18 protein-coding genes are annotated in these 16,987 nt (G+C 58.8%); 15 read left to right on the top strand and 3 right to left on the bottom strand.

Features of this window, described 5'->3' with window-relative positions:
* Positions 1-31: 31 nt before the first annotated feature.
* The 6 genes from FHT70_RS18020 to FHT70_RS17995 are packed head-to-tail and all read left to right on the top strand — an operon-like array spanning position 32 to position 6,091.
* The gene (locus tag FHT70_RS18020; protein WP_183703602.1) at positions 32-751 is read left to right on the top strand and encodes an ABC transporter ATP-binding protein; all 720 of its coding nucleotides are present in this window, start codon (positions 32-34) and stop codon (positions 749-751) included.
* 2 nt (positions 752-753) lie between these two features.
* Positions 754-1,473, top strand: coding sequence for an ABC transporter ATP-binding protein (locus FHT70_RS18015; protein WP_183703600.1), 720 nt, complete (start codon positions 754-756; stop codon positions 1,471-1,473).
* Complete coding sequence (locus FHT70_RS18010; protein WP_097597505.1) at positions 1,460-2,323, top strand: branched-chain amino acid ABC transporter permease; 864 nt, start codon at positions 1,460-1,462, stop codon at positions 2,321-2,323. Before FHT70_RS18015 ends, FHT70_RS18010 begins: the two co-directional genes overlap by 14 nt.
* Positions 2,324-2,330: 7 nt before the next feature.
* Positions 2,331-3,446, top strand: coding sequence for a branched-chain amino acid ABC transporter permease (locus tag FHT70_RS18005; protein ID WP_183703597.1), 1,116 nt, complete (start codon positions 2,331-2,333; stop codon positions 3,444-3,446).
* Positions 3,439-5,193 carry an FAD-dependent monooxygenase gene (locus FHT70_RS18000; protein WP_183703594.1) on the top strand — a complete coding sequence of 585 codons (1,755 nt, stop codon included), beginning with the start codon at positions 3,439-3,441 and terminating at the stop codon, positions 5,191-5,193. Before FHT70_RS18005 ends, FHT70_RS18000 begins: the two co-directional genes overlap by 8 nt.
* A 7-nt stretch (positions 5,194-5,200) precedes the next feature.
* A complete protein-coding gene (locus FHT70_RS17995; protein WP_183703591.1) occupies positions 5,201-6,091 on the top strand; it encodes an intradiol ring-cleavage dioxygenase in 891 nt (296 codons plus the stop codon).
* A 141-nt stretch (positions 6,092-6,232) separates the two neighbouring features.
* On the opposite strand, the gene zwf is transcribed toward FHT70_RS17995, so the two are convergent.
* Positions 6,233-7,702, bottom strand: coding sequence for a glucose-6-phosphate dehydrogenase (gene zwf, locus FHT70_RS17990; protein ID WP_183703588.1), 1,470 nt, complete (start codon positions 7,700-7,702; stop codon positions 6,233-6,235).
* A gap of 233 nt (positions 7,703-7,935) precedes the next feature.
* Between zwf and FHT70_RS17985 the strand changes: the two genes are divergently transcribed.
* Together FHT70_RS17985 and FHT70_RS17980 are read left to right on the top strand one after the other, a co-directional pair.
* Positions 7,936-9,897 (top strand): elongation factor G, encoded by a 1,962-nt coding sequence (locus FHT70_RS17985; RefSeq protein ID WP_183703585.1) that lies wholly within the window; start codon positions 7,936-7,938, stop codon positions 9,895-9,897.
* Positions 9,898-10,112: 215 nt separating this feature from the next.
* The gene (locus tag FHT70_RS17980; RefSeq protein ID WP_183703581.1) at positions 10,113-10,454 is read left to right on the top strand and encodes an NIPSNAP family protein; all 342 of its coding nucleotides are present in this window, start codon (positions 10,113-10,115) and stop codon (positions 10,452-10,454) included.
* 64 nt (positions 10,455-10,518) lie between these two features.
* Here the strand turns inward: FHT70_RS17980 and FHT70_RS17975 are convergent, their stop codons facing one another.
* Positions 10,519-11,016 carry a hypothetical protein gene (locus FHT70_RS17975; RefSeq protein WP_183703578.1) on the bottom strand — a complete coding sequence of 166 codons (498 nt, stop codon included), beginning with the start codon at positions 11,014-11,016 and terminating at the stop codon, positions 10,519-10,521.
* 198 nt (positions 11,017-11,214) lie between these two features.
* Here FHT70_RS17975 and FHT70_RS17970 point away from each other — a divergent pair, with 198 nt between their 5' ends.
* Both FHT70_RS17970 and FHT70_RS17965 read left to right on the top strand, forming a co-directional pair.
* Positions 11,215-11,628 (top strand): hypothetical protein, encoded by a 414-nt coding sequence (locus FHT70_RS17970; RefSeq protein ID WP_183703575.1) that lies wholly within the window; start codon positions 11,215-11,217, stop codon positions 11,626-11,628.
* Positions 11,629-11,937: 309 nt separating this feature from the next.
* Entirely contained in the window at positions 11,938-12,162 is a 225-nt protein-coding gene (locus tag FHT70_RS17965) for a hypothetical protein (protein WP_183703572.1), read from the top strand.
* A gap of 455 nt (positions 12,163-12,617) precedes the next feature.
* Here the strand turns inward: FHT70_RS17965 and FHT70_RS17960 are convergent, their stop codons facing one another.
* Positions 12,618-13,031, bottom strand: a complete 414-nt coding sequence (locus FHT70_RS17960; protein WP_311044535.1) for an ATP-dependent carboligase — start codon at positions 13,029-13,031, stop codon at positions 12,618-12,620.
* Positions 13,032-13,123: 92 nt separating this feature from the next.
* On the opposite strand from FHT70_RS17960, the gene FHT70_RS17955 reads away from it, so the two are divergent.
* The 5 genes from FHT70_RS17955 (at position 13,124) to FHT70_RS17940 (ending at position 16,460) form a co-directional block, all read left to right on the top strand.
* Positions 13,124-13,849 carry an SOS response-associated peptidase gene (locus FHT70_RS17955; protein WP_183703569.1) on the top strand — a complete coding sequence of 242 codons (726 nt, stop codon included), beginning with the start codon at positions 13,124-13,126 and terminating at the stop codon, positions 13,847-13,849.
* Between the two features lie 143 nt (positions 13,850-13,992).
* Positions 13,993-14,193 (top strand): hypothetical protein, encoded by a 201-nt coding sequence (locus tag FHT70_RS30390; RefSeq protein ID WP_246721864.1) that lies wholly within the window; start codon positions 13,993-13,995, stop codon positions 14,191-14,193.
* Positions 14,194-14,195: 2 nt separating this feature from the next.
* The gene (locus FHT70_RS17950) at positions 14,196-14,516 is read left to right on the top strand and encodes a hypothetical protein (protein ID WP_183703566.1); all 321 of its coding nucleotides are present in this window, start codon (positions 14,196-14,198) and stop codon (positions 14,514-14,516) included.
* A 323-nt stretch (positions 14,517-14,839) separates the two neighbouring features.
* On the top strand, positions 14,840-15,610 hold the full coding sequence (locus FHT70_RS17945) for an SOS response-associated peptidase (RefSeq protein ID WP_183703646.1): 771 nt from the start codon (positions 14,840-14,842) through the stop codon (positions 15,608-15,610).
* Between the two features lie 166 nt (positions 15,611-15,776).
* Positions 15,777-16,460 (top strand): phosphatase PAP2 family protein, encoded by a 684-nt coding sequence (locus FHT70_RS17940; protein ID WP_183703563.1) that lies wholly within the window; start codon positions 15,777-15,779, stop codon positions 16,458-16,460.
* Positions 16,461-16,987 lie beyond the last annotated feature (527 nt).

Raw genomic sequence — 16,987 nt, 5'->3', positions numbered from 1 at the left:
TCGGTCGGGCGGCCGCCAACGGAGAACGACAATGCCCCTACTGGAATTGAAGGGAGTCTCGAAGTCGTTCGGCGCGCTCGTCGTCGCCGAGGATATCGGCTTCTCTGTCGAGCCTGGCGAGGCGCTCGGCGTCATCGGGCCGAACGGCGCCGGCAAATCGACGCTGTTCAACCTTATCAACGGCAATCTCTCCGTTGCCGGAGGATCGATCCAGTTCGACGGCCGCGATGTCACCCATGTGCCGCCGATGCAACGTTGCCTTGCCGGCATGGGCCGCACCTTCCAGATCCCGCAGCCTTTCGCGCGTCTGACGGCCTATGAAAACGTGCTGGTTGCCGGTGCTTTCGGTGCCAAGGCGAGGGAAAGCGATGTCTCGGCTTCGTGCGCGGACATCCTTGTCGAGACCGGCTTGATCGCCAAAGCCAATGTGCCTGCCGGATCGTTGACCCTGCTTGAACGCAAGCGGCTGGAATTGGCGCGTGCGCTCGCCACCCAGCCGAAGCTGTTGCTTCTCGACGAGATCGCCGGCGGACTGACGGAAGGCGAATGCCGCCAGCTCGTCGCGACGATCAAGCGGGTTCACCAGCGCGGCATCGCAATCATCTGGATCGAGCATGTGCTGCATGCTCTTACTGCTGTGGCCGAGCGCATCGTCGTGCTCAATTTCGGCCGGGTGATCGGCATCGGCAAGCCCGATGCGATCATGGCTTCGAGCGAGGTGCGCGAAATCTATCTCGGGATGGAGGTCTGACGATGAGCCTCATCGAAACTCGCGGCCTCACGGCCTCCTACGGCGATTTCCAGGCCGTGCTCGGCGTTGATATCAGGCTTGAGGCGGGCGAGACCATCGCCATTATCGGCGCCAATGGTGCGGGGAAATCGACATTGATGCGCTCGATCGCCGGTGTCATCGCCAACAAGCCCGATATGGTCCTGCACCATGGCGAGCCGATTGGGGCAATGCTTGCATCCGATGTCGTGCGGCGCGGCATCGCGCTCGTGCCGGAGGGGCGGAAGTTGTTCCCGTCGCTGACGGTCGAGGAAAATCTGCAGATCGGCCGCTATGGCCGCCGCGTCGCTGGACCTTGGACGCTCGACAGCATCTATTCGCTATTTCCGGTCCTGAAGGAGAGACGCCGCAATCCGGCGACGGCGCTCTCGGGCGGGCAACAGCAGATGGTCGCCATCGGCCGGGCGCTGATGTCCAATCCCGAGGTTCTTCTGTGCGACGAGCTGAGCCTCGGCCTCGCCCCCGTGATCATCAAGGACATTTATGCCGCCTTTTCCCATATCCGCGCTGCGGGTGCGGCCACCGTCATCGTCGAGCAGGATATCGCCCAGGCGCTGAAGGTGGCCGATCGTATCTACTGCATGATGGAGGGCCGCATCACCCTGACCGGCCGCCCCGCAGAACTCGATCGCGCCGATATCCATGCGGCCTATTTTGGAGCGGACACCCATGAACTGGCTTGATACGCTTCTGCAAGGTGTTCTGCTCGGGGGGCTCTATGCGCTGTTTGCGGCAGGTCTCAGCCTCGTTTTCGGCATCATGCGCCTGGTCAATCTCGCCCATGGCGATCTCATCGTCCTGGCGGCGTTCCTGATCCTGGTACTTGTTTCTTTGTTGGGGCTTAATCCCTTCCTGGCTGCGCTGATCGCCGCACCCTTGATGTTCGCCGTCGGTTGGCTGCTACAATATCACCTGCTGAACCGCACCCTTGGCAAGGACATCCTGCCACCCTTGCTCGTCACCTTCGGCCTGTCGATCGTCATTCAGAACGGTCTGTTGGAGGGCTTCACGGCCGATAGCCGGCGGATCTCCGCGGGCGCCCTCGAAACGGCTTCACTCCAATTCGGTGGTGTGGGCGCCGGCCTGATGCCGCTCATCACCTTTGCCTCGGCAGTCCTCGTCATCGTCGGTCTCAATCAGCTCATCTACCGCACTGAGCTCGGCTGCGCCTTCCGGGCCACCTCGGACGATGTGGTGACGGCGAGCCTGATGGGCATTCGGCCGAATACGATCTTCGCCGTCGCGACCGGCCTAGCGATGATGATCGTGACGGTTGCCGCGCTTTATCTTGGTATGCGGGCGAACTTCGATCCGACGGCTGGGCCGGCGCGGCTGATCTACGCCTTCGAAGCCGTCATCATCGGTGGTCTCGGCTCGCTTTGGGGCACGCTTGCAGGCGGCGTCATCCTGGGAGTTGCCCAGACGGTCGGCGCTGCGGTCAATCCCGAATGGCAGATTCTTGCCGGGCATATCGCCTTCCTGCTCGTGCTGCTCTTCCGGCCGCGCGGTCTTTTCCCTCGCGCCGTGGATTGAGGGCGCCATGACTCCGGGTTTCGAAACAATGCCGACCGAAATTGCTGCACCGCCGGGCTGGCGGGTGGAAACGCGGACGCGGCTTTCGAGCATCTTCATCATCCTCTCGCTTGTCGCGGCGGCCGCGCTCGCCGCTGCACCCTTCATGGTGTCGCGCGGCGTCGTGCAGGATCTGTTCTTCATCCTGACTATGCTGGCGCTGGCGCAGAGCTGGAACCTGCTTGCCGGCTATGCCGGACTGATCTCGGTCGGGCAGCAGCTCTTTGTCGGCTCCGGCGCCTATGCGCTGTTCGGCTTCGTCATTCTTGCCGGTGTCGACCCGATCCTTGCCATTCCGCTCGCCGGCCTCTTTGCAATGCTGATCGCAGCGCCAGCCGCCTTCTTTTCCTTCCGGCTTTACGGCCCCTATTTTGCGATCGGCACCTGGGTCATCGCCGAAGTCGGGCGGTTGCTGTTCGCCCAATGGAAGATGCTCGGCGGCGGAACGGGAACTTCGCTGCCACGCGAAGCCACCAAGGATATGCTCGGTATTTCGGTGCTGCAGAACTGGTTCGGCATGCGTTCCGCGGCCGCGGCCGATGCGCTCACCTATTGGCTGGCGCTGGCTCTCGTCGCGCTGACGATCGGCTTCATCTATCGGCTGCTGCGCAGCAAGCAGGGCCTTGGCCTTGCCGCCGTGCGCGACAATGAGACAGCGGCCCGTGCGCTCGGCGTCGACGCCCGGCGGCTGAAGATCGTTGTCTATCTGGCAACCGCTTCCGTGACCGGCATGGTCGGCGCGCTCATCTACCTGCAGAAGGCGCGCATATCGCCTGATGCCGCCTTCTCGCTCACTGACTGGACCGCCTATGTCGTGTTCATTGTCGTCATAGGCGGCATCGGCACCATCGAAGGCCCGCTGGTCGGCGTGCTCGTCTTCTTCCTGCTGCAGAATGCCTTTTCGAGCTACGGCTCCTGGTATCTCCTTGCGCTCGGGGCGCTTGCTATCGTCACGATGCTGTTCGCGCCACGGGGTCTGTGGGGTCTCATATCCAGCCGTACCGGTTGGGAACTCTTTCCGGTCCGCCGCCTGCTGAGAGGCGGATCAACGCTACATGATGAAAAGGGAGGGCCAAATGGCTGACATCACCACCGACGTTCTGATCATCGGTACGGGACCCGCCGGCTCGGCGACATCAGCGCTGCTTGCGACCTACGGCCTCGAGCCGATGGTGATCAACCGTTATCGCTGGCTGGCTAGCACGCCGCGCGCGCACATCACCAACCAGCGGACGATGGAGGTTCTGCGCGATCTCGGTCGCGACGTCGAGGAGGAGGCCTATCTCTTCGCGGTCGAACAGGATCTGATGGGGCAGAATGTCTTCTGCACGGCGGTTGCCGGCGAGGAAATCGGCCGCATGCAGAGCTGGGGCAACCACCCGCTGTCGCGTGCCGAGCACCTTCTTTCATCACCCACCCACATGAACGACCTGCCGCAGACTTACATGGAGCCGCTGCTGTTCAAGACAGCCTGCTCGCGCGGCGCGCAGGCGCGCATGTCGACGGAGTATGTGAGCCATGTTCAGGATGCCGAAGGGGTCACGACCACCTGTCTCGACCGCATGACCGGCAGGGAGCTGGTGATCCGCTCGAAATTCCTGATCGGCGCTGATGGCGGCAACTCCAAGGTGGCGGAGCATGCCGGCCTGACCTTCGAAGGCAGGATGGGCGTTGCCGGCTCGATGAACATTCTGTTCGAGGCTGATCTCTCACGCTATGTCGCCCATCGCCCGTCGGTGCTTTACTGGGTGCTGCAGCCTGGCGCCGATGTCGGCGGCATCGGCATGGGCCTTGTGCGCATGGTGCGGCCATGGAACGAATGGCTGATCGTCTGGGGCTACGACATCAATCAGCCCGCGCCTCAGGTCGACGATGCTTTCGCCACCAAGGTCGTGCGCGAACTGGTCGGCGTTGCCGATCTCAAGCCGAAGATCAAATCCGTTTCGACCTGGACTGTGAACAACATGTACGCGACGAGTATGTCGAACGGTCGGGTGTTCTGCATGGGGGATGCCGTCCATCGCCATCCGCCTTCGAACGGCCTCGGCTCCAACACCTCGATCCAGGATGGCTTCAACCTCGCCTGGAAGCTCGCATTGGTCCTCAAGGGTCAGGCGGGCATGGCCCTGCTCGAGAGCTACCAGGCCGAACGTGCGCCGGTTGCCAAGCAGATCGTTACCCGCGCCAACAAGTCGATCGAGGAATTCGGCCCGATCTTCAAGTCGCTGGGTCTGCTCGATTCCGTCGATCCGGTGAAAATGCAGCAGAACATGGATGCGCGCTGCGATGATACCGCCGATGCCGAACGCCAGCGCACGGCAATCCGCGAGGCGATCGCCTATAAGGTCTACGAGTTCGACGCGCATGGCGTGGAGATGAACCATCGCTACGCTTCGAATGCCGTCGTCAAGGACGGGCAGCCGGAGCCAGCCTACGAGAAGGATGCCGAGCTGCATTTCCAACCGACGACGTGGCCGGGTGCGCGGCTGCCGCATGCCTGGCTGTTCAACGACAGCGGCAGGAAAGTATCGAGCCTCGATCTCACCGGTCATGGCGTCTTCACCCTGTTGACCGGGATCGGTGGCGACGGCTGGATTGCGGCGGCGAGGGCTTTGTCGAAGGAGTTCGGCCTGCCGATCACGACTCACAAGATCGGCCCGCGGCAGGAATGGCAGGACCTGACGGGAGACTGGGCGCGCGCCCGTGAAATCCGCGATGCCGGCGTTCTGCTCGTGCGTCCGGACCATCATGTCGGCTGGCGTTCGCATGCCGCAGTCGCCGATCCGGAAAACGAGCTGCGTCGTGTGTTGACAGCAATTCTGGATCGGTGAGGCGACAATGAGCATTGAAGAAAAAGGCTATTTCACTGAGGAAAACTCTGTCGAGGTCGTCACCGGCCGCAACACCAATGCACTCGATGCGCGGCTGAAGCAGGTGATGGAGGTGGTGACCCGCAAGCTGCATGAGGCGGTGAAAGAACTGGAGCCGACCCAGGATGAATGGATGGAAGCGATCCTCTTTCTCACCCGCACTGGTCACACCTGCACCGACTGGCGGCAGGAATTCATTCTGCTGTCAGACGTACTCGGCGTATCGATGTTGGTCGACGCAATCAACAACCGTAAACCATCGGGCGCCTCCGAAAGCACGGTTCTCGGCCCCTTCCATGTCGCGGATGCGCCGGAGCTGCCGATGGGCGCCAATATCTGCCTCGACCAGAAGGGTGAGGATATGGTGATCAGCGGCCGTATCCTCGATACTGAAAGCCGCCCGATCGAAAACGCGGTGCTCGACGTCTGGCAGGCGAATGACGAAGGGTTCTATGACGTCCAGCAGAAGGGCATCCAGCCCGATTTCAATTTGCGCGGCGTATTCCGCACCGGCAAGGACGGACGCTATTGGTTCCGCGCGGTGAAGCCGAAATACTATCCGATCCCAAATGATGGACCCGTTGGGCAATTGCTCGGTGCGCTCGGCCGTCACCCCTACCGGCCTGCGCATCTGCACTATATTATCAAGGCAGACGGGTTTGAGACGCTGACGACCCATATTTTCGATCCCGATGATCGCTACATCCATTCCGATGCGGTATTCGGCGTCAAGGAGAGTTTGCTGGCCGAATTCAAGCTGATGGACGATCCCACAAGGGCAAGGGAGCTCGGATTCGCAGGATCGTTCTGGCAGGTCGAGCACGATTTCGTGCTGGCGCCGGAACGCAAGCGAAAATAGTCCAGCCTCCGAGATTTCGCGGCGCCGCACGCGCAGACGAGTTCACCGCAATGTTTGGGGAGGGCTGAACCGCTTCGGCAACCGGCGCATGCAATTGGTCGGCGCCATTCTGGTCGCCGGCACCGATCCAACTGCAGACCCTCAATCACGCTTTGCCGCATCCCTCCAGGCGCGCTCGAACGGTAGGCGCCAGGCGTGCGGGGCAATGAGTTGGTGGATCGACTTCGGCCCCCAGCCGCCCTGGTCGTAGAGGCGTACGGGCGGCGGGTTATCGAGGAGAGATTGGGAAACCTCCCAGAGCCGCTCAATACCCTCGGCCGTAGTGAACAGCGTGTGGTCGCCGCGCATGGCGTCGAGGATCAGACGCTCATAGGCCTCCAGAACTTCGCCAATCAGGCCGGTTTCGCTCATGGCGAATTGCAGCGAGAGCTTGTCGAGCCGGAAGCCCGGTCCAGGGCGCTTGCCATAAAAGGAAAGCGAGACCTTGGAGGCATCGGCAAGATCGAAGGTAAGGTGGTCAGGGCCCTGCGCCCCCACGCCAGAGCCCGCAGGGAACATCGATTTCGGGGGCTCGCGGAATGCGATGGAAATAATACGCTGCCCCTCGGCCATGCGCTTGCCGGTACGCAGGTAGAAGGGCACGCCAGCCCAGCGCCAGTTGTCGATGGCGCATTTTAAGGCGATGAAGGTGTCAGTGTCGCTTTCGGGATCGACGCCAGGCTCCTTACGGTAGCCGATGTATTGACCGCGCACCACGTCGCGCGGCTCAATCGGCAACATGGAGCGGAACACCTTGTTCTTCTCTTCCGAGATCGGCGCAGGCTCAAGGGCAGTGGGCGGCTCCATCGCCATGAAGGCGAGGATTTGGAAAAGGTGGGTCACCACCATGTCACGATAGGCGCCGGTGGTCTCGTAAAAGGCGGCGCGGGTGGAAAGGCCGAGCGTCTCCGGAACGTCGATCTGCACATGGTCGATGAAGTTGCGGTTCCATATTGGTTCGAACAGGCCATTGGCGAATCGGAAGGCCAGGATGTTTTGCGCCGGCTCCTTGCCAAGGAAATGGTCAATGCGGAATATCTGCTTTTCGTCGAACACCTCGTGCAGCTTCTTGTTCAGTTCAACGGCACTGGCAAGGTCCGTGCCGAAGGGCTTTTCCATGATGATACGGGAGCGATCAGTCAGCTCAGCCTGGGCGAGGAGTTGCACGGCCAGAAGGGCGGCGCTTGGTGGCACGGATAAATAATGCACGCGCCGCGTCTCGGCGCCCAGTGCTTTCTCGGCTCTATCGACCGCTTCCTTGAGAGCATTGGCGCCGGCAGCGAGCGGAACATAGTCGAGCGATGCGGCAAACGCTTCCCATTCGGACGGTGAGAACTTGCGAGTCAAGAATTTGTCCAGTGAGTCACGGGCGATGGTGCGGAAGGCATCGGCATCGATGTCGTCGAGCGAGACGCCGATAATGCGACATCCTGGGATGAAGCCCGCATTGGTGAGGTGGAACAGCCCGGTCAGTAGTTTGCGCCTTGAGAGATCGCCCGTCGCGCCGACGAGCACAACGACCTGTGGGTAGCCGGGGCCAACCCGAGTTGAATTCTTGCGCAAAACACTCATCCTCAAGCCTTCCGTTGTCGCTTGGGGATGGAGGTCGACCCCAGCTCCGCGCTGCCGCGAAGCGGCTATCTTCGTGCGTGATGCCATGACGTTGAAGCTCATCCCTCTAAGGTTAAATAGAGGCATGGATCGTGTAGCGGAGCAAGGGGGCTGAACCCCTCTGGCGCCTTGCAGCGGTTCAGGGCATCCTATGATGGCTGAAAGTTGTGTCTATGGCAGTTGGAGGAATGCCGATGCGTTGCTTTACCGTACTTGGACCCTCGCAGACTGGAAAATCGACGGTCGTCGAAAAGCTCGGCTCGTTGGAGGGAACGCCGAGAAAATCCAGCTCCCCTTATGGACTGAACCTCACGGAATTCACCTTTGGAAATGAGGCGTGGTGCGCGCTCGATGCGCCGGGACCGAACGAAGCCTTGGCGCATGTGCAGCACGCGCTTCTTGCCAGCGACGCCTGCATTCTGTGTGTTTCTCCGGCTCCCGAAGAGGCCGTGCTCGCCGCGCCCTATCTGCGGATAATCGAAGCCTCGGGGACGCCTTGCATCCTCTTCGTCAACCGGATGGACGAACCGAGAGGGCGGCTGAGGGACGTAATCGCCGCGCTTCAAGACTACGCCAACCACACGCTTTTGCTTCGCCAGATCCCGATCCGCGAGGGAGACAGGATCATCGGCAGTTGCGATCTGATTTCGGAACGGGCGTGGCGCTACCGGGAAGGCCAGACTTCGGCGCTGATCGCAATCCCCGAAAGTGCTGCCGAGCGCGAGCACGAAGCGCGCAGCGAGCTTTTGGAACACCTGTCCGAATTCGATGACTGGCTTCTTGAGGAACTGATCGAAGATCGCGAGCCGCCCAGCGACGCGCTCTATGCCATTTCATCGCGGGTTCTGAGCGAAAACAGGATTATTCCGGTCCTGATCGGCGCCGCAAGTCACGGCAACGGCATGATGAGGCTGATGAAAGCGCTGCGCCACGAGGCGCCGCAGGTCACGGCTCTTCGACAGCGCCTGGCTCGTGCGGGCAATGTCGATGAAAACAAGCTGACCGCCGTGAGCTTCCATGCCTATCATCGCCAGAATATCGGCAAGACTGTGCTGGTGCGTGCGTTTGGCGAGGGACTGCGGCAAGGCGCATCACTCGGCGGCTCCGGCCTCGGCGCCGTGCAGGATCCCGCAAACGGACGGTCCAGCTCGGCGATCACGCCTGCACCGGGGGATGTCTTCGCAACAGTCAAGTCCGACCACTTGCCCGTCCCGTCGCTGTTGACATCAAACGCGGCGGTCGCCCCGCCCGAATGGACCCAGCCACCGACGCCGATGCTTGAAAGGATCCTGGTCCCGGGCAGCGAACGCGATGAAAACAAACTCTCCGAAACGCTGGCAAAACTTGCCGAGACGGATCGCGGTCTTGTCGTTCTGCAGGAGGAAGGCACCGGCGCCCAGCTCGTCCGCGCCCAGGGCCCGGTACATCTGCGCGATCTCTGCCGAACCCTGTCCGACGTCTTCCACATCGAGGTAACAGATCGAACGCCCCGCCCGATCTATCGTGAAACCATCGCGAAACCGTCCGAGGTTCACTACCGGCATCGCAAACAGACCGGCGGCGCCGGGCAATTCGCGGATGTGAAGCTCAGCATTCGCCCCAACGAGCGTGGCCGGGGCTTCACCTTCAGCGAAACCGTCAAGGGTGGCGTCGTTCCGCGCAACTACATCCCTGCCGTCGAAGCAGGCGCGCGCGACGCGATGGAGAAAGGGCCGCTCGGCTTCCAGGTCATCGATGTCGGCGTAACGCTGTTCGATGGTCAGCACCATGCTGTCGACAGTTCGGAACACGCCTTCAGGACTGCTTCGAAAATGGGAGTGCGACAGGCGCTTTCCGAAGGCTCGGCCGTTTTAATGCAACCGGTCTTCCGCAGCGAAATTCACATTCCGTCGATCTATTCCGGCAGCCTCGTCCAGATCGTCTCCGCGCTCAAGGGTCAGGTTCTCGGCTTCGACCGGAATGAAAACGCCAAGGGATGGGACATCTTCCGGGCACTTGTTCCGGGCGGCGCACTTGACGATCTGGCGCGGGCGCTGCGCTCGGCGACGCAGGGCATTGGTTACTTTTCCAAGACCTTCGATCACTTCGAGGAGCTATACGGCAAGGAAGCGGACGCCATCGTGAGGGCACAGGAGGAAACGGGCGGCGCACACTGAAATCTTCCCGCCAATACCTCGACGGCCTTGGGGGGCAGTATGCGGCCGGGGGCGGCCAGTTCGCACTGGTTTCAGAATGCGCCTGAGCTCCGATCCTCGCTTTCGAGGATGGCGCGCCGCGGAACCATTGATTACCCTGCGAAACTTTATAAGCTGCCCTCATTACCGTGAGCGGCTTGAGGACGCTCCAAAAGAGCATTCATGAGGGGCATCCGATGATCCACGAATTGCGCATCTATACTTGTCTGCCGGAGAGGCTGCCGGCACTGCAACAGCGTTTCGAGACCGCGACGCTGGCGATCTGGGAACGGCTCGGCATCCGCTCACTCGGCTTCTGGACAACGATGATCGGTTCTTCCAGCAACGATCTGACCTACCTGCTCGAATGGCGGTCGCTGGCGGAGCGCGAGCAAAAATGGGCCGAGTTCATCGCCGATCCGGAGTGGAAGGAAGCGAAGGCGAAGAGCGAGGCGGATGGGCCGATCATCGCCAACATCACCAGTTCGCTGCTGCAGCCGACACGCTTCTACCGTGGTTTCTCCAACCCGTCGGAATAACGGTTACGGCAGCCGAGATCGCATGACCATGTCCGGCACCGTCATCAGGCGATACCGAGAGCCGCTATTCAAACACTTTAGAAGGGGGCTGTTTTTTGATGCCGGCCGCGGCGATCAGCCAGAACAATCCCCCCGCGGCAATTCCGAATACAGCTATTTCTGTGAGCAATTCGATTGCTTCCAGCAATCCCCACCACGTCATCAGTCCGTGTTGGTAGGTCATGTGATCATTCGTGTAGGCCTCGTCGGGGCCGAAAAATATAGCTAGGCAAAACCACGGGAAGGTCGCAATGGAGGCCCCGACCATCGCACAATTTGCAAGAGATGCCCGTACTCGTCCCCTGAGGTAGAGGATCAATGGTATCCCCAATGCAACGGTTGGCGGATACGCACCGAAGAACGCGACGACTGCAGTCGTTTGGACAACGCGCTCCATAACATCCGGCAGGCCCTGATAGGCTGGTGCGTAAACCGCATATGCGAAGGATGCCACCAAAGGCACTACGATTAGTGCAACTGCAATTCTCCGCCAGGGTGGAGATGCGAATGTTGTTGCCGCCATGTGCACCTTGCCCAAACAGTCTACGCGACAGAATTGCACGCGCAGGTGCGTATGACAACGGCCCGGCTCCCGCAGCTTTCTATGCGCTTTTCTCCTAAGCTACCTTGTCCCACCAATGTGACACTCGGATTGGAGGTTTCGCTGCTATTTTGATAGATGGAAACCTCTCGGCTGAAAGCCGCGACTTAGGAGCGCCTCTTGAGCAATTATCGTGTCTATCGGTTGCTGATCATACTTTGTATTTCTGCCTGGTGTTACCCCGCCAAAGCGGCGGCCTTACGCGCTGACAGCCAACCGCCGCTTCTCGTCAAGGAATATGAGCGATGGGTGGATAGCCTTGTAAGTGAAGCGAACGGCAATCCAGCTCTCCTCGCCAGTAAGCTGCAGGCATTTGGCTTTACTTGTACGCCCTCCGATGCCGTCTACCTCCGATGTGTTCGGTTCGGTTGCCAGAAGCTGGCAGGCATGTTTTGGCGAGGAGCTTTGCTGCAGTGGTCCGTCAACGAATTCCAAGGGAAGTTTGATAGAGTCGCATTCAGCTATAGCTGGGCGAAGGGTTGCTATCCACCGGAACGTGTCGAGCAAGAGCAGAAGCGCTTCGTTTTACAATAGTTGCCACGAGGCGGACGTCCTTGATGAAAGCAACGGCGTTGCGACGCCATCAGGTTCATCGCCTGGGAGAGGACGGAGAAGAATACTTCCGGTGCACGAACTGGACGAAGATGGCGATGTTGATGGGGAAGCTTGATTGAGCGAAGATCGAATTCAGCTATGGATTGCCCTCTGCATTGTCGGCCCCTTTTGCGCCTACTACTGGTATTGGTTCATCAGATCGATCATCTTCTACAGTAGAAACGGCTTCAATTTCACCGAAGATTTCGGGCCCGAGGCCCACTGGGCCGATCGCGGAGGTGATGATGATTGCGTGTTGATGAAGCCAAAAGAGAAGTTCTTTATCGCCGGACCTTCTTTCGTGGTAGTGACCTCTGTCATGTTGATTTTCATAGTTTTTGGCCTGGCGGGAACTATTTAGCCTTGCCCTTTCAAGTCAAAAACGGCCGCGTTATCCTGCACCTCGCGCAGGCCCTTAATGATCTGCCGGTGAATGAGCTGCACGAAGATGGCGATGTTGATGGCACCGCGTGATCTGCGGTTTCTTCGCGAGCGCGATTTCCTGCAGGTTAACGGCATACTGCCACTAATGCTGCACGTCCAATCCCTCGTCCCTGATTTCGCGCCAGACGAAAAACATCAACAAGGGATTCTTGCGCACAAATTCTCTATTGGCTTCATCCTTGCGTATCTCCGGCCACGACCGGGAATATAAATAACTCAACGGGCCTGGCAAGAATAGTATCGCAAGAAGTGCCCAAAGGATATTGTATATGTATCTCGCGAATCCATTTACATGTTCCACGCCACCGCTGAAAATACTTAGGGCATAGGCACCACATAAACATAGGATGAAAGCTACTAGACAATTAATACACAGGCGCTTCGTCACCCTAGCCTCCAAAGAATTCAGTGCTCAGCATGAATGTCAAAGAAAGTGCGCCATCTCGCAGACTTGCTGGCAGCCTATCACCATCAATCGCCATCTCCTATAACTCAAAAATTGCCGCACTATCAGCAGCGTCCCGCAATCCCTTGTATGACGGGTGGCGCAGCTTTCCATCATGTGTCCATGCTCGATGGTCGATTTCGGCGACGAGTGTTGGCTTGATCCAAACCAGGTTGCGGCGACGGCCGGTAGACTTCACAGCAGGCGCTGACGCCTTACGCTTGTCCATCGCAGCGCGGAGCTCCAGCGCGTCGTTTGCCCTGGAGCCAGTTCCGACCGATCCGACGTAGACCAGCTGGCCCTCTTTTCGCGCAGCAAGCAGCAGCGCCCCGATATTCCCGAATGCCGAGCTGGACTTCTGATAGCCAATGATAGCAAAAAGGCGGCGTTTGTCATACCGCAAGTTGAACAGCCATATCTTAAAATGCAATTGACCCATATTGAGTATTGACACTTCATAAGTCGCGGCGAGGAAAACATTTCTGCTGCCTTGACCTGCTGAGGGAGGGTTATATCTAAATAAGTAGTCTCTCCATGGAATGCCGAATGTGTAGTCGCGTTTACATCAAAGAATCGCTTCACGAGCTCGCGCGTAGTTTCTCTTTCGCCGGATACGGGGAGCTTGACGGCTTGGTTGACCGCATCCCTCGATACAACGGCTCACCAGGCCAAGTCTATCCGATCATCATCCAAGAAGCAGCGCCGGAAACCGGTATCGTTGCCCCGGTCTTTGCAATAGCAAAGTGGGGACTGGCGCCGGCATCTAGAACGCCTAGCGACCGGCGTCGCCCATTGGTCGATGTTCGCTGCGAAAAGATTGCCGCACACAGACTCGCCGGGCCTGCCTACCGGTCTCGGCGCTGCTTGATTCCAGTCAACGGTTTCTTTGAGTGGAAGTTGATCTCCGCTCACAGCCGAGACAAGCAACCCTATGCTATCGCGATGAAGACGGACGTTCTGTTTGCTCTCGCAGGCATTTGGGAGCTCTGGCGCCACCCAGCCGGCATCGATATCCGCACCTTCGCCGTGGTCACCTGCGCGCCGAATGAGATGATGACGACAATCAGTGAACGAATGCCGGTCATTCTCCGTCGGCAAGACTATGAGCGCTGGCTATCTCCTGATCCAAATCCATCCGACCTGATGAAGCCATACTCGGCCGACCTTTTGACCATGTGGCCGATCGGCACGGGCGTTGACAATCTGAAGAATACCGGCCCCGAGATCATCAGCCCGGTTAATCTTGGTCCGCAGCGTCGTCAGCTTCGCTGAGAGGCGGAACCGCCCTCCACACTGCCACGACATCAGCCGCCCTCGAAAAGAAGTAGAGGATTATTGACTCCTTCGCTCGCGTGAACATAATGAGAACATCGGCGTGCGGCCGCCAATCTGAAAACTAAAGTATGGAGCACGGGATGCGCGAGCAGCCGATTGGCGAAGCCATGGTTGATGATGAGATTGCCGAGGTGCTTGCCCATCACAAAGGCGATGTGCAAGCGGCGATAGGAACGCTCCTGGCAGACATCCGTCACCTTCGCTGGCAGCTAGTGCTGACCGAAGGCGCTATGGGCCGAGGGATCACGCGTGGGTGGCGGCCGAGATACGACCGAGACTGACCATGCCGGAAATCAACTATTCCAAGAAGTTGCGCGGGTGGACCCTGCGCGACGCGGCTGATGCTAACCAATTGCTCGAGGTAACGTGCCAGCTGTGTCGAAGGACTTACCGGTTTTTTCCGCGAGATCTGTTGAAGCTGACGAAGGACGTGAGCCTCGATCGCTTGGCCGGCCGGTTCCGGTGTCAGCTCTGCGACCGAAGGGAATACATGAATCTGAAGGTCGTTCAGATTTGGGGGGCGGAAATCGGCAAGCTTCCAGTGCGCCGACTGGTCAAGGTGACGTCGGTCAAAAAACCAATCTGGGAAGACGGAGTTTTGTAGGATGGCATCGCGCCGAGATAACCCTAGCGCCCGCTGGCGCCTAAAAACTGATCTTCCTCATCATGTCATACTCTGGTGGGGCAACTATCACTCCGGCGAACACCCCTATTCCGTTCACGATCGGGGGTACGGTCATCACCTCCGCGCTCGCACTGGACAGCAGATCGAAGAGCTATAGGGCGTCGATCGAGTGGGATAGCTATCTTGTCTTTTGCTTCAGCAGCCGCGAAGCTGCAGAGCAATTCAGGGATCGCTGGGACGGCCAGTTTATCGATACGGACGAAGTGGCCCGCAATGGGGCCTGGACGCCGAAGGAGGGAGATGTGTGCAACCTATACCGGATGGATGCGAAGGATTGGGTCAATAAGTGGGCTAAAGACGTCGAGAGTCTGGTCAATTTGATGCCGGCCTACCAGATGAACCCGGACCAATTGGGCCCGATCGTCCGCAACACAGCAGATGGCCGCAAGCAGCTTGTCCATGCGAGATGGGGTCTTCCTTCGCCATTCTTCGTGATCAAACAGGCAGCTGAGGCCCGGGCAGAGAAATTGCGCCAAAAAGCCAAGCCCGTCGACATGGACATGCTCATCCGGATGGAGCCGGATAAGGGCGTCACCAACGTCCGCAACCTCAATGTTTCGCACTGGAAGAAATGGTTCGGCGTCCAGAGCCGTTGCATAGTGCCGGTGACCAGTTTTGCCGAACCCGATCCCGCCAGCAAACAGGACGGTGGAAGCACGCCGAACGCGTGGTTCGCCCGTGACGACAGTAGGCCGTTGATGTTCTTCGCTGGGATCCACGTTCCGCAATGGCAAAGCGTTCGGAAAGTCAAGGATGGTCTTACGAGCGACGACCTCTACGGCTTCTTGACCACCGACCCCAACGACGTCGTCAAACCGATCCATGGAAAGGCGATGCCGGTCTTGCTGCTGACGCAAGAAGAAGTCGACGTGTGGATGCGCGCCCCTTGGGAAGAGGCGAAGGCGCTCGCCCGCCCGCTGCCGAACGATGCAATCAGGGTGATATCGCGCGAGGCCTATGGCTCCACCATCATCAGTAACGCCGGGGAGCCGGTGCAAACGAGTTTGCTGTAATCACCGTGAGTGGACAAGGGCATAAAGGCATCATCGGCGCCGGGCGCTAACCTGATTATCGAGCACTATTGCTGTGTCGCCGGCTGCGCGGAGTGGTCTTAATGGGATGATGACATAACTATACATCATAGATCATTCCAAACCAAAGAAATTGGCTGGCTTCTCAATGCTGAACGGTCTCGACACCTTCGTGATGAAGCTGATGGGTCAATATTCATCCAAGTCGATCATAGCGAATAAGTTCATTATTCATTTTCTTGACTTGAACACTGTAAAATTTCTGACTTTATTTATATTATTGTGGTTTCTATGGTTTTTTCGAAATAAGTGGAAGCCGGTTGTTGTCGAATGCATCATCGACATGTTCTTCGGAATTGGCATATCGCGATTTATACAACTGTTCCTGCCAGAGCGTCTCAGGCCGCTGCATTCAGGCAATCCCGACTTCGTGCTGCCTTTGGGCGTTGATCCGAAAGCGCTTGAGCATTGGAGTTCCTTCCCCAGTGACCATGCCGCGCTGACCTTCGCGGTATCGACAACAATGTGGCGTGCATCCCGACCGCTTGGTGCGGCCTGCTTCATCTGGTCGACGTTCGTGATTTGCCTGCCGCGCATCTATGCTGGCTATCATTATGCGACCGACATCCTGGGTGGCGCTTTTGTAGGCGTGTGCACAGCCCTTCTGGTTGCACGCCCTCTTCAGAAGCTATTGATGCCGTCTGTGCTAACGGCTGAGGAGCGCTTTCCAGGTCTGTTCTTCTCTGGTTTCTTTGTCATATCCTATGAATTTGTGACGCAGTTCGACGAGCTGCGGCTCGTCGGAAGGGCCATTCAACACCTCATCTCGTGATTGCGAGATCGACGAGCTCGGATAAACAGCACATCCTTCCACTGCAGGCCGTTCCGGATCACACAGACGACTTGAGCGGCCGGCTGGCGAAAATCGAAACCGTAGCAAGCGGAGATTGGCCTAATCAGAAGGCCGAAGCTGAGTTTAACTATCTCCAACGCTGTAACGGAACCTAGCCGGTCCTCGTTCGTTGAGGCAACAGGAAAGCACGGGTGTTCCTCCTGTGCGATCCGTGTTGTCAAGACTTGCCCGTTTCGGCGGGGCTTTTTTTGTCCGGCATCGTACCGGAACCGCACTATGTCCGATCACCCCGCCGCTGTTCAGGAAGCGATCGACAAGCTGATCGATCTTGACGAGACTGCTCGAGCCCACTTCCAAGACAATTCGAAAGAAATCGCCGAGTGATGGTCAGCGGTGTTTACCTCCCATATTGACCAAGCGGTGGGCCGTTCCGAAAGCTACCGCTGCGGCTTTGATGGCAGGAATGCGCCAAACGCGGACTTTGATACCGGAGACCGCGAAGGTTA

Source organism: Rhizobium sp. BK049, from assembly GCF_014193135.1.
Taxonomy (GTDB): domain Bacteria; phylum Pseudomonadota; class Alphaproteobacteria; order Rhizobiales; family Rhizobiaceae; genus Rhizobium.
This window is presented reverse-complemented; position numbering and strand designations above follow the sequence as displayed.